Annotated in this window: 11 protein-coding genes; 5 read left to right on the top strand and 6 right to left on the bottom strand. The window is 66.2% G+C overall.

Going from position 1 to position 12600, the window contains the following annotated elements; all coding sequences use genetic code 11:
- Positions 1 to 17 precede the first annotated feature (17 nt).
- The 5 genes from ACN9M6_RS11075 (at position 18) to ACN9M6_RS11055 (ending at position 6414) form a co-directional block, all read left to right on the top strand.
- Entirely contained in the window at positions 18 to 776 is a 759-nt protein-coding gene (locus ACN9M6_RS11075; protein ID WP_419162971.1) for a fumarylacetoacetate hydrolase family protein, read from the top strand.
- Positions 777 to 789: 13 nt separating this feature from the next.
- Entirely contained in the window at positions 790 to 5070 is a 4281-nt protein-coding gene (locus ACN9M6_RS11070) for a M14 family zinc carboxypeptidase (protein WP_419162970.1), read from the top strand.
- Between the two features lie 83 nt (positions 5071 to 5153).
- Positions 5154 to 5609 carry a c-type cytochrome gene (locus ACN9M6_RS11065; protein ID WP_419162969.1) on the top strand — a complete coding sequence of 152 codons (456 nt, stop codon included), beginning with the start codon at positions 5154 to 5156 and terminating at the stop codon, positions 5607 to 5609.
- 76 nt (positions 5610 to 5685) lie between these two features.
- On the top strand, positions 5686 to 5877 hold the full coding sequence (locus ACN9M6_RS11060) for a hypothetical protein (protein WP_419162968.1): 192 nt from the start codon (positions 5686 to 5688) through the stop codon (positions 5875 to 5877).
- A 6-nt stretch (positions 5878 to 5883) separates the two neighbouring features.
- The gene (locus tag ACN9M6_RS11055) at positions 5884 to 6414 is read left to right on the top strand and encodes a DinB family protein (RefSeq protein WP_419162967.1); all 531 of its coding nucleotides are present in this window, start codon (positions 5884 to 5886) and stop codon (positions 6412 to 6414) included.
- Positions 6415 to 6459: 45 nt separating this feature from the next.
- On the opposite strand, the gene ACN9M6_RS11050 is transcribed toward ACN9M6_RS11055, so the two are convergent.
- From ACN9M6_RS11050 to ACN9M6_RS11025, 6 genes are all read right to left on the bottom strand, one after another.
- Positions 6460 to 7338, bottom strand: a complete 879-nt coding sequence (locus ACN9M6_RS11050; protein ID WP_419162966.1) for a hypothetical protein — start codon at positions 7336 to 7338, stop codon at positions 6460 to 6462.
- A gap of 49 nt (positions 7339 to 7387) precedes the next feature.
- A complete protein-coding gene (locus ACN9M6_RS11045) occupies positions 7388 to 8008 on the bottom strand; it encodes a hypothetical protein (protein ID WP_419162965.1) in 621 nt (206 codons plus the stop codon).
- A 71-nt stretch (positions 8009 to 8079) separates the two neighbouring features.
- Positions 8080 to 9852 (bottom strand): carbon starvation protein A, encoded by a 1773-nt coding sequence (locus ACN9M6_RS11040; RefSeq protein ID WP_419162964.1) that lies wholly within the window; start codon positions 9850 to 9852, stop codon positions 8080 to 8082.
- Positions 9853 to 9879: 27 nt separating this feature from the next.
- Positions 9880 to 10857, bottom strand: coding sequence for an ArsA family ATPase (locus ACN9M6_RS11035; RefSeq protein WP_419162963.1), 978 nt, complete (start codon positions 10855 to 10857; stop codon positions 9880 to 9882).
- The gene (locus ACN9M6_RS11030; protein ID WP_419162962.1) at positions 10851 to 11135 is read right to left on the bottom strand and encodes a cory-CC-star protein; all 285 of its coding nucleotides are present in this window, start codon (positions 11133 to 11135) and stop codon (positions 10851 to 10853) included. Before ACN9M6_RS11030 ends, ACN9M6_RS11035 begins: the two co-directional genes overlap by 7 nt.
- 88 nt (positions 11136 to 11223) lie before the next feature.
- Positions 11224 to 12525, bottom strand: coding sequence for an ATP-binding protein (locus ACN9M6_RS11025; RefSeq protein ID WP_419162961.1), 1302 nt, complete (start codon positions 12523 to 12525; stop codon positions 11224 to 11226).
- Between the last annotated feature and the right edge of the window lie 75 nt (positions 12526 to 12600).

Here is a 12600-nt window from a genome sequence, read left to right as displayed (position 1 = left end):
GTGGCGCGGGGCGGCCGATGACCGCGTACGTCCGGTACGAATCCGAGGGGCGCGCCTGCTGGGGCGTCGTCGACGATGAGGTCGTGGCGGAACTCGCGGCCCCTCCCTTCGCGGGCGAGGCTCGCACGGGGCGGAGGCTGCCCCTCGAACGCGTCCGGCTGCTCGCGCCGACAACACCATCCAAGGTCATCGCAGTCGGGCTGAACTACCGGAGCCACCTCGGGGAGCGAAACGCGCCCACAGAGCCGGGTCTCTTTGCCAAGCTTCCGTCATCCATTGTCGGACCCGAAACGCCCATCCGGATCCCGCTCGATGCGCGAACCGTGCATGCGGAAGGAGAACTCGTCCTTGTGATCGGGCGCACCGCGCACCACGTGCGCCGAGAAGACGTTCATCACCACATCTTCGGCGTTACGGCGGGCAACGACGTGAGCGAGCGGGACTGGCAGCGAGATGACCTTCAATGGCTGCGGGCCAAGGGGAGCGACTCGTTCGGCCCCCTCGGGCCGCGGATCGTCACCGGCGCGGGTTGGGACGACCTGCGCCTGCGGACACGTCTCAACGGTCAGGTTGTACAGGACGCACGCACAAGCGACCTCATCTTCTCCGTCCCCGAGATCGTGGCCTACGCCAGCCGCTACTTCACGCTTCTCCCCGGCGACGTGATCTACACGGGGACTCCGGGGACGACGGCGTCGCTGTCCCCCGGAGATCGGGTGGAGGTCGAGGTGGAGGGCGTCGGGGTGCTGGCGAACCCGGTGGAGGCTGGCCGGTAACCGGACAGGAAACATGAAGACTCTCGCACGACGACGGGTGCTTCCCGCCAACCTGGCTCTCGCGGTCGCGTTCACGATCTCTCCGCCCGCGCCGGCCCCGGCCTGGGGCTCTCTCTCTGCTCAGCAAGCTCCCGATCTCGCGTCGCTGTTCGAACTCGGGACGCTGGTCCTCGACACGAACGGCGACAGCGTTCCGGATCTCGTGAACGCCGCGCTGATTCTGGGGGACGATCCGTCGACGGCCGTCCTGGCGGCAGCGGGCGAGATCGCGGCGCGGCTGGGGTTCGAGACGATGGCCATGGATCTGCCGCTTGCACGCGGGCCCGGGAGCGCGGAGGTCGCGATCGTCATCGGGCGAGATGGCCTTGAAGCCGCCGGGCTGGGGTCCCCGGGGATCGACCCGGCCTCGCTGGACTCCGGAGAGGGCGCCGTGGCGGTGCGTCAGGAGGGTGGGCGCACCTGGGTGCTCGTCGTCGGTGGGAACGACGAGGGGCTGACGGCGGCGGCCCGCCTGTTCGCGGGCGTACTCCCGCATACGCGGACGCTCTCGACGGCAAGGCTCGATCGCGTCCGGGATGATCTGGCCTCGGCGCTCGAGGACGGAGGCGTGTCGAGCGCGGCGGTACGCCTGACTCAGGCACGCGTCAGGGCCGACCAGGCGGGCGTGGGGCGTGTCATCGCGGAGATCGCGGTGGCTGACCCGGACATCGAGGCGGCGACGGAGGCACTGCGCACGTTGGCCGCCGGGGACGACGTGGGCGAGGAGCCGGAGGACGAGCGGGAAGGGGAACAGGAGGCGGAGAGCGACGGCGATGCTCCGCAGACCCGACTGGCCTACCCGGGCCTGGAGTCGGTGGAGGCGCGGCTGGCGAACGGCCCCACCATCCGGATCGACGGGCGGGCCCCGCCGGATCGACCCGGGCCGATCGCAGGCCGGCCGGGGGGCGGTGGCAAGGACGGAATGGACCTCTCGAACCTGTACACTTCCGACGGCCTGCTCGGCGGAGGCCTGATCCCCGACCGGGTCGACGCGATGCTCGCGCCCGGAGAGAACGGTGTCGGCGGCCTGCCCGACCTTGCGGGCCGGCTCGGACTCGAGTCGACCGGGCTCGTCGTGCCCTTGACGGAGCCCGCCGCGTCGATCGAAGGGGCCGGCTCGCGGCCGACGCTCGTGCTCGCCGGCGTCGACAATGCGCTCACACAGCAGCTCGCCGACAGCGCGCGGATCGACTTCGGGGCGCTGGCGGACGGCGAAGGGCTCATTCAGGTAGTCCCGAAGGCGTTCGGGTCGAAGCCGGCGCTCGTGGTGACGGGCGCGGACGCCGCCGGGGCCGAGCGGGCGCTCGATCAGCTGGCCCTGACTCTGCCGCACCTGGCGGAGCGCGGAAGCGACCGCCCCACCATCGACGATGTCGAAGGGGGGCTGTGGGACGCGTTGTCCGGACACACGCCCGCGGGCCAGGCGGCGGTCGGCCTCTACAAGCTCGGCCGCATCGCCGACGAGCTTGCCGATCGGCAGATCGCCCGCGCGCACGTGCTGCTGTCGGTCGAGAAGGCCGACCCGGGCCTGGAGGCGTACCTGGCCGAGCGGGCGGCCGACGCACTGGGCATCTCCGACATCGGCGTCACCATCGACGAACGCGATGTTCAGCGGGCGGCGACGGTGTTCGCCGACACCCTCACGCTGCCGTCGGAAGTCGACCGGTTCCGGGAGCTGTTCAGGACACAGGTTCTGCCGGCGGCGGGGTCCTCGGGCCCCATCCGGGTCGAGGCGCGCCTGAGCGAACCCCCCGACATTCGACGCCGCCTGGAAGAGGAAGCGCGGGACGCTCTGATCGAGGCCGGCGCCTCCCCTTCGGCCGTCGAGGTCCGCGTCCTGTCCGCATTCAAGCAGGGGTACTCCTGGCTCGAGGAGGTCGTCCTTCCGCAGCTCGAGGACCGTGCGATCGGAGAGATCGTCATCCGTTTCCGCCGCAACGATCCGCCGCCCGAGTGGCCTCAGCAGGCCATCCATACGCCCGTCCGGTGGCTGCACGAGATCTTCCCCATCGACGAGGTCCTGGCGCGAGACCTCGACCTCGACCTGGAGCAGATCCGCTTCGAGGAGACACGCGAAGGACCGATCTACGAGGTCGCTGTCTCCGATCCCTCCGGCGGGGAGATCCTGAGCGATGAATTTGAGCCCCGCTGGGTGACGCGACCGTACTTCGATCGCTTTCGGGACTACGAGCACGTCCGCGTGACGACGGGCTGGATTCGCGCCACCGACGGTGACCGCGCGCTCGTCGACGAGCGGATCGTGACGGACCCCGAAGCCTTCTGGGACCACTACCAGAGTACGGTTCTCCCGGCTGTCTACGACTACGTGATGGACCGGCACGACGGGATCCCCGACGGCGGGAACGCGGATGCGCCCTATTTCGGCGAGCTGACGGTCGAACTGGAGATGAGCGAGCCCAACTATCGGCTCGAGATCGACAACGAGATCCACGCTCCGATGGACGCCCTGCACGAGGAGATCTATTTCGGCACGATCGAGTTCTTCGATGTCCTGGGGCGGAACTCGCGCGGCCAGGGCCTCACCTTCCCCGGGCGCATTCTCCCGGTCATGCGACCCCGCGCGGACGGCAGTGCGGCGGAGCTCCGGTTGCGCTTCACCGGGTTCGCCACTTCTCGGCCCGCCGTGGTCGTCGCGTTCGAAGACGCGGCAGGCGCAGTGGACACGACGCGGCTCGACATCCCGAAGACCGGCCTCGAGCGGCCGTCGGCGAGGCTGGCCATCGTGCGCGCCGGCGAGCCCGGGATCGCGCATCTCGGCCTGAGGGTGCGTGTCGATACCGACGCCGACATGCGCGACAGTCTGCTCAACTATGCGCCGGCGGGGCAGGTGGACCGGAGCATGGTGTCCGCCGAGCAGGTCGAGGCCACGATCCGCGAACTCGAAGCGCTGCGCGAGGCCGGTCTGTACACCTCCTCCCTGGCCTGGCCGGGACTCGGGTCACTGGAAGTGTGGGCCGAGTGGACGCACGAGCAGGACCCGGAAGCCCGGCGCACGGCGCATCTGGCGGCGAACGGAACGCCGGCGGAGCTGCCGGATTGGCGATCCCTGCTTCCGGAGGGCTGGAGTTACGGCGACGAGCGTCTCGTGCAGTGGGAGACGCCCATCCCGCCCCCCGAGGGCCACGAGATCCTGGCCAAAATGGCGGCAGGGTTCGACGAAGCCACCATGTACAAGGCCGGCGAGTCCTACCTGGGCAAGGACATCTGGGCGCTGGACCTCATGCCCCCGATCACGGCTTCGCACTGGTCGCGCGTCAAGGCGACGACGTTCAAGCCCACGATCATCTATTCGGCGCGCCAGCACGCAAATGAGGTCTCCTCGACCAGCCATGTGCTCCGGCACGCCGAACTTCTTCTCACCGACCCCGGGCAGCGTGCCAGGCTCAGGGACGTGAACGTCGTCATTCATCCCTTCACCAATCCCGACGGAGCCCAGCTCGCGTACGACCTCTACCGAATCACGCCGGACTTCATATTGCACGCCGGCTACCTCGGTTCATTGGGAATAGACGCGACCACGGGCTCGAGGGACGACCATCCCATCTATCCGGAGGCCCCCGTTCGAAACCGCCTCTGGGGTCGCTGGCTGCCCGACATCTTCCTGAATCCGCACGGGTACCCCTCTCACCAGGTCGTACAGTTGTTCAGTGAATATACGGGGCTCGTGCGGCGCGGTCGGGTGACCGAACGCAACTGGGGGTTCAACAAGGGCTGGTTCATGCCGGGGTTCGGGTATGTCGACAGTCCCGAATTTCCCCGGCACCGGGACGCGGCGTTCGAGATTCGCGACTATATCACGCGCGGAATCAATTTCAATCAGGATGTCTTCGAGATGAACCAGCGCAACTATGCGCGCTACCGGAGATATGGGGCCGAGTACGATCCCGACGTGTTCCGGATTCCGATGACCGACAGTGTGCTCATTCAGATGCCGCTGAAGGGATCCACCGGTGAGAGCCGTTTCGGGTTCGACTCCGGAATCACGATCTGGAGCGGAACGACCGAAGCCCCGGATGAGACCGCCTACGGACCGTGGATGGAACTGGTCGCGAAAGCGGGGCTCTCCTGGGATCAGGCGCTCCTCGACTACCTCTACGAGGGTGAGCACGAGGTGAAGCGCTCGGGCTCCTCGTTCTTCGGGGGCGTATCTCTGCAAATGAACCGCCCGCGCCCGCCCGAGGACGCGGAGACCGCGGAAGACGAGTCCGTGACGACGGAGGGCGGGGCCCGGTGAGCGCGCGTACTTGCCCCGGGCTTGGTCTCGAAATCAGGTTTGGGGCCGTCCGTCGGGCGATCGAAACCAGAGAGGAAGTCTGAATGCGGATACTGGCAGTGGGACCGTGGCGAAACCTCCGCGGGTCGGTCATGGCGGCCGCGATCGCAACGATCTTCGGCGGGGCGGCTCTCGTCGCCCAGGATGATGGAGGCGAGGAGGCCGAAGCCGAGGCCGCGGTCAACACGACCCAGGGCGTGTTCACCGAGGAACAGGCGACGCGCGGCGAAGATGTGTTCTGGAACATCTGCGCGGAGTGCCACTTCGAGGAAGACTTCGGGGGGCCGTTCATTCAATCCTGGACCGGCGCGTCGGTGAAGGATCTTGTCGACGAGATCATCGCCACGATGCCCGAGGACAATCCGGGAGGGCTGCCGACGGAGCAGTACCTCGACGTCGTCACCTACATGTTCAAACTCAACGGCATGCCTACGGGCGACGACGAACTCCTGGCAGACGACATGGACGCGGTGGAGATCGAGGTCGAGATCGATCCCTGATCCCGGGAAGCCGCCCCCGCCCCTGACGACGGAGCCGGACCCGAGTTCGGAGGCCCCGGCGGGCAATGGTCTCCGGATGTCGCCGGAAGCCATGCTCGACCTGGCCCGCCAGGCCGCGGAAGTGCTCGTGCAGCGGAACGGGAACCTGGGACGGGAAGGTGCCTGGGACGGGGAATTCCACGACGAACTCGCTGACCGGCTCATGGAGGACCCTCCGGAACAAGGCAGGTCGCCCCACTCCAGGGCGGCCGGTCCAGCCGGTCTCTGAGGCGGCTTGAACAACCTCTCGGACGTCTACGCGGCGGGGGACTCGCTGGCAGGGGTCCAGGCCGGGATCGACAGTTGCCTCGCGAGGGCGCTGGACCGCAGGCGCCTCTCCCTGTCCGCGCCCGACGTATCGGCGTGGAGCGTTCAGGAACACCTCGAGCACCTGCTTTTCTCCGACCGGAGGGTTCTGGGCTGGGTGTCTGACGTGTTGGCTCTCCCGAACCCCGAAACGCGGGCACAGTCCCCTCGGGAACTCGGGGTGGCGCTGCTGGCTCGCGGCTCGATTCCGCGCGGCCGGGGACCGGCGCCGGATTTCACGCTGCCCACTGGCCTGGAGCAGGGCCGGCTTGTGGAAGGTCTCGAGCGGCTCCGCGACCTGGCCGAGGGGCTGGTTTCCCGGGCGGTGGAGATTGATGCCTGCCTCCATACCCACCCGCACCATGTGCTCGGCCACTTCACTCCAGCGGAGTGGCTACGCTTCCTCCACCTCCACCACCGGCATCACGAAGCGATCATGAGCGATGTCCTCGCCGCCTGAAGGCACGCCGCCCTTGGTGCGCGAGCCATCATTCAACCTTAGCCCTTACAAGAACAGCCGCATACGCTGGTCGAGGACGGTGCGCGTGAGAATGCCCGTGGCGTTCAGAACCTCCGGGTTGAACGATTCCCGGGAGCTGCGGGCTCGCCACTCTTCGGCGACCCACACGAGATCCTCGGCCGAAATCAACGCCACGTCAGTATCACTCCCGCACTCGGACTTCAGTCGAAGGGCGTTTGCCAAGGCTTCATCCGCCACGGCCGGGACGATAATCAGGAAGCAGGAGACGCGTTTTTCGGCGTCGCGGATGTATCGCTTGAATTGTCTCAGGTGGCTTGGGGGGAAAGCGTAGACAGTTTCCTTGCTCTTGTTGTCCCAGAGAAGCAGTTCGTTCGTCTTGCCGAACGCAATGCAACCGTCCGCGTGATCGGTTCCCTCCATGTGCTGGAGTTCGAGTCCGAGTTTCTCGCCGAACAGAAAGCGGGTGCCCTCTTCAAAGGCGCCCTCAATCTCCCGATCTTTCGTGATGATCCGATTCGTCAACAGGTTCGCTCGATCGCGGGCTGCCAACTCCACGAGATACTGATAGTAGCGCTCTCCGGGTGGTGTCTCCTCCGCCACGTCCCTTATCACCAGGTTGGCGAAGTGACGAATAATCCGCTTGATTTTCGTCGGCTTGCTACCGCTGACCTTCAAGCCAGGTACTGATGTGCAGAGATGATACAGGTCCTCCTTCGAGAGACGTGCCAACGCGGTACTCGGCTTGACACCAGCCAGGACGACTCTCTCGATGCGTGCTTCCTTCTTGCCGGACTCAGGCATGCCCTCCGCTCGGAGGATCGTCGCCAGCTGGGCAGCCGTAAGGTTAGAGAGCAGTTTGCCCCACGCGTGCGAGCTTAGCTCGATACCGAGGACGCGTCGCACCGATGGAGCCACCTCCTCGGGTATCACATACAAGCCACCGTTCGCGCGGTTACAATAGAAGACGATGCCGCAGCGCTGCAGATTGAGCAGGGCAATAGAAGACGATGCCGCAGCGCTGCAGATTGAGCAGGGCTTCCCGGCACTCCGCTGCGGTATGCAGAAGGTTCCCCTTGCGGGGAAAATGCTCCAGCTGGGCCTGGATGATCCGCATGGTCAGCGGAGACAGACCCAAGCTCTCGCGCAGCACTCTCAGGAGTTCCAGCTCCTGATTGGTGACGATGGCGTCTTTCAGGGCGACTCTCATCACTGCACGCAACACTTCGACGGAGCGCGCATCTTCGTATCGGAGGGCCTGAGGAGAGGCCGCAGCGTCAAGCACTTGTTGCTGGAGCTGGGTAACGTTCTCGACAACATCCAGTTCTGACGCGGTGCAGTCCGGGGAACCTATGAGAGCTTCAAGCACGCACGTCTGACGGATCTGATCTTGAAGGCGGCCGTCGAAGGCGAGAACCGCTTCGATTCTTTGCGGATCGGTCAACTCACCGCTGTTCCGCAGAATGATCTCCCTCGCCCGCTCCTCATCCGATTTCGGGAAGTCCTTTGTAAAGCTGTCGACCACACGTTGCAGCATGGCCTTCGTCATCAGTTCTATCGCGTCGGCAACCCTCATCGCATCCGCTCCACCCAGTCTGTTATTGCCAAGACATCACTTCGGAAAGCCAGCTCGTCTAGCTTGACGCGTTACGTCTGAGCGCCTCCCGCCCGCACGCGCCGGATCGCGACGGCGCCCTCCAGCAGGAGCCAGATCTCGAGGATGAAGATCGCGGCCCCGATCAGCAGCAGCATCCACTGGTTCGTCCCGAAGAAGCGGTCGAGGTTGATGACCATGGCCCACGTCGTCATGAGGAGCAGGAACGCCATCGGGATCATCGTGATCCAGAACGGGCGCCCCTTCCGCATCAGGTAGAGCGAGACGATCAGGAGTGTGAGGCCCGCGAGCAGCTGGTTCGTGGTCCCGAACAGCGGCCAGATCATCATACCCCCGGCGCCGCGGTCGACCGAGAGCGCCAGGACCGCACAGCTGACGACGGCGATTCCCGTCGCCACCCAGCGGTTCTGGATCGCCTTCACGTTGTATTCGACGCCGAGCTCGCTGATGATGTAGCGCTGAAGTCGTATCGCCGTATCGAGCGTGGTTGCCGCGAAGCTGATCACCACGACCGAGGCGAAGATGACGGCGACGCTTTCCGGGATCCCGATGCCGCCCGCGAGCACGCCCACGCCGTTGACGAAGGCCGTCGTGGCGCCCGCCGTGGCTGCCTCGAAGCTCCCGTAGTGCTGCTGCCAGAGGGCGAGCCCTTCCGTCGCCCCGACGTCCCGGCTCAGGAAGATCGCGAACCCCGCGGTACACGCGATGATCGACGTGACCGCAAGCGTTCCCTCCCCGACCGCGCCGCCGTAGCCCACGTAGCGGGCGTCCGTCTCATTGGCCAGCTGTTTTGAGGATGTACCCGACCCGACGAGCCCGTGGAACCCGCTGATCGCGCCGCAGGCGATAGTGATGAAAAGCAGCGGCAGCCAGCTCGGCGTATCCGCGGGCAGGTTCGTGTTGACCGTGGGCGCGACGACCTCCGGGTTCACCACGATCACGCCGAGGCTGATGATCCCGAGCGCGACGAACAACTGGTGGCCGTTCACGTAGTCGCGGGGCTGGAGGAGCAGCCACACCGGCAGCACCGAAGCGACGAAGGTGTAGGCGAAGAGGATGGCGATCCATCCCACGCGGCGCCCATCGGAAGCCGCGGCCTCTCCCGCGACGGCCGCGTCTCCTCCCGCGGCCGCGAGCTGCGCCTCGGTCGGGCTGAACCCGATCACATCGGGCAGCGTGAACGGCATGTCCTGCCCGAACCAGATGAGCACATACAGCGTGGCGAGCGCCCCCAGCGACGGGATGAGGATCCCCGTCCCCGTCCGGTAGATGAGGAAGCCGACGATGAGCGCGACGACGAGCGACCCCCACACCGGAACCACGGCACCCGGGTTCGCCATGAACAGGTTCGCGATGATGACGGCGAACACGGCGTTCACCATCAGGAGCAGGAAGAAGATGATGAGGAGGAAGAGGACGCGGGCCCGCTTGCCGAGGATGGACTCGGTCAGCGTTCCGATCGACCGCCCCTTGTGGCGGGTCGAGATCCACAGGGCGGCGAAGTCGTGCACCGCTCCCGCGAAGACGGTCCCGAGGACCACCCACAGGAAGGCCGGCAGCCAGCCCCAGATGACGGCGATCGCCGGTCCCACGATCGGCGCCGCTCCGGCCACCGAAGTGAAGTGGTGCCCGAACAGCACATGTTTGTTCGTGGGCACGTAGTCGACCCCGTCCTGGAACTCGTGCGCCGGTGTCACGAAGTCTGGGTCGAGCTTGAACACTTTGCCCGCGATGAAGCGCGAGTAGATGAGGATTCCGGTCAGAAAGGCCGAAAGACCAATCACCAGCAGGACGATCGCGCTCATCGGGTTACCTCCGCCTGGAAGTCCGCACTACGGTTCGGATACGGGAATCCGTCTCAGGGCGTCCACCCCCACCGGATCGGAGTCCTGGAGGTCGACGCGGAGGACAGGCCAATCTCCGAGTTTTTCGGAGATCCTCGCAAGATGGCCTGCCTGACGCTCCCGTCTGGCGGCGAGAAACGGATCCTCCGGCGCGCCGCCGCCTCGGGTCGGCAAGAGCTGGTTCACGACGATGGCCCCCACCGGGACCCCGTGCTTCGAGAGCGCCTCGACCGCCTTCTCGGTCTCCCAGATCGGGAGGCGTTCGGGGATGACCACGAACACGAACGCCGTCCGCCCCGGGTCGGTGAGGATGCGCCGCGCCGCGCGGAAGCGATCACGCCGCTCCTCCAGCGCCCGCAGCAGGGGGTCTTGCTCGAGATCGGCCGCCTCGGTTCCGGCCACGTTCTTCCACATCTGCGCCAGCGCCCCAACCTTCCGCCGCCGCTTGATGAGCCCGCCGATCCAGGTCGTCATCAACTCGGGCAGGGACAGGAGCCGCAGCGTCTGCCCCGTCGGCGCGGTGTCGAAGACGATCCGGTCGTAGTCCTCGCCTTCATCCTCGAGGATGCGCGTGAAGCGGTCGAAGAGGGCCGATTCCACCGCCCCGGGAGAGACGCGCGCGATGTCGATCTGGCGGTAGACCTCGCCCAGCAGGCGCGGGGGCGCCGCCGACTCCACGCGCGACTTGACGGCATCGATGTAGCGGTCCGCCTCGCGCTCGGGATCGACCTCCATGGCCCAGCAACCCTCGGCCACCAGGCGCGGCCGGTCGCCCAACTCCGCCTGGAGCACGTCCGCAGTGGAGTGCGCCGGATCGGTTGATACGAGCAGCGTCCGGTATCCGCGTACGGCCAGATCGAGCGCGGCCGCAGCGGCCATCGTGGTCTTCCCCACCCCGCCCTTGCCGCCGAAGAAGAGGATCGGCCGGTCGGGAAACGGAAGCCGCGAATCCGCGTCGTTCAGCAACAGCGGAAGCCGCCCTCGGGCGGGTGTTCCATCCCGACCCGGACGTGCCACTCGTGAAACTCCTCGATGAGCGACGGATAGAGTTCGAGCATGTAGAACTGGATCGGGTTCGGCACGCCGAGCAGGTCCGAGAACCCCATCAGCATGAACGCGTCATGCTGGCGCAGGTACTCGCGGTGGATCGTCGCGCGATACGGGGCGATGTACAGTCCCTCGTAGATGTCGCGAGCCTCCCGAAGCCAGCGCCGCCAGCGCGGTGCCGGTGTTGTCACAACCATGCCAGGGTCCTCTGATCCAGGTGATTCCGAAATCGCTCGCACGGCCTTGCACGTCAAGACACGGTCGGGCACGGCACTATCGCTCACTTCAGGGTCCAAGCGCACCGATCGGAATCACGGCGACACCGTCCTTGCGAGTGTACCCGTACCCGGTACCGACGATGACGCCGAGGGCAGCCGGTTCCCCGCAGCGTTCCGTGTCGACCCTGTCCGCGAACTTGAGCAGGCTGCGCGCGGCGTCGTCGATCCGGCCCGTCCCCAGCTTGATCTCGAACGCGGCCCACCGATCCGGCCCGGCGTCCACGATCGCATCGACTTCGAGACCGGTGTTGTCGCGGTAATGGAGCACGTCGGCGTCCATGGCCTGAGCGTACACGCGGAGATCCCGTACGACCATGGACTCGAACAGAAAACCGAACCACTCGAAGTCACGAAGGAGGTGCTGAGGGCCGGCCCGCAACGCGGCGACCGCGAGAGATGGGTCGACGAAATGCCGCTTCGGCGCACGTCGCATTCGCGACCGCGAACGCAGCCGGGGCGACCACGGCGGCTGGTCTTCCACGACCATCAGACGTTCGAGGGCAGTAAGGTAGTCACGGGCAGTGCCTTTCTTCATCGCCTGGTCCGGTCCGGCAACATCTCGCTTGATGGTCGAGATCGTGGCGCACGTGGCGACGTTTCGAGCCAGCGATTGAAGGAAACGGCGGACCCGATCCGGATTGCGCCGGACGCCATCCACACGCCGCACGTCGCTACGGCAGATGTTCTCCAGATAGTCCCGGCAGGCACTCATCGCCTTGTGCTCGGTGGAGCCGTGGTGCTCCGGCCACCCGCCGACGCACACCAGTCCCGCAAGCCGGGCGGCCGACAATGCCACTTCCGGACTTCGGATGGCGGAGCGGTTGAGCATATCCCGGAGTGAAACCATGCCCGTCGAATAACCCAACTCGAACAGTGACATGGGGCGAAGGCGAAGGCGGCTTATCCGCCCGGTCCCGGGGTGTCGGGTTACATCGTCCGGGGGGATCGCCGATCCGGTGAGAATAAAGTGTCCCTTGCCAACGCGTTCGTCGACGACGCGGCGAACGTGGTTCCAGATCACGGGCTCCACCTGCCATTCGTCGATCAGCCGAGGGGTCTTCCCTTCCAGAACCAGCCGGGGGTCGACCGCGATCATGTCCTGAGCCCGTTTGTTCGTATCGAGGAACACCGTGCTGGCGGCCACTTGCTGCGCCAGCTCGGTCTTCCCGCAGGCCCTTGGACCCTCGATCAAGACGGCCCCGGACCAGGAGAGGCGCTCCTTCAGTTCCCGATCGGCAATGCGGGGAAGGTAGGTGTTGATCGTGGACCTCCAGCGGTTCGGTGCGTCGCGCGACGGGGGCGGGATCAAGTCACGATGACCGAACGATATCTTGCGGGGAACCCTTTTGCAACTTTTTTAGGGTGCCCTTTTGCAACATGACGA

This window comes from Candidatus Palauibacter sp. (assembly GCF_965197445.1).
Classification (GTDB): Bacteria; Gemmatimonadota; Gemmatimonadetes; order Palauibacterales; family Palauibacteraceae; genus Palauibacter.
The sequence above is the reverse complement of the archived record's forward strand: the minus strand, read 5'-3'. Positions and strand labels throughout refer to the sequence as shown.

What these genes read in the sequence shown, in the direction of transcription:
- ACN9M6_RS11065 (WP_419162969.1), top strand. Translation starts at nt 5,154, where the DNA reads ATGCGGATACTGGCAGTGGGACCGTGGCGAAACCTCCGCGGGTCGGTC.
- ACN9M6_RS11070 (WP_419162970.1), top strand. Translation starts at nt 790, where the DNA reads ATGAAGACTCTCGCACGACGACGGGTGCTTCCCGCCAACCTGGCTCTC.
- ACN9M6_RS11075 (WP_419162971.1), top strand. Translation starts at nt 18, where the DNA reads ATGACCGCGTACGTCCGGTACGAATCCGAGGGGCGCGCCTGCTGGGGC.
- ACN9M6_RS11060 (WP_419162968.1), top strand. Translation starts at nt 5,686, where the DNA reads ATGTCGCCGGAAGCCATGCTCGACCTGGCCCGCCAGGCCGCGGAAGTG.
- ACN9M6_RS11030 (WP_419162962.1), bottom strand. Translation starts at nt 11,135, where the DNA reads ATGGTTGTGACAACACCGGCACCGCGCTGGCGGCGCTGGCTTCGGGAG.
- ACN9M6_RS11040 (WP_419162964.1), bottom strand. Translation starts at nt 9,852, where the DNA reads ATGAGCGCGATCGTCCTGCTGGTGATTGGTCTTTCGGCCTTTCTGACC.
- ACN9M6_RS11045 (WP_419162965.1), bottom strand. Translation starts at nt 8,008, where the DNA reads ATGAGGGTTGCCGACGCGATAGAACTGATGACGAAGGCCATGCTGCAA.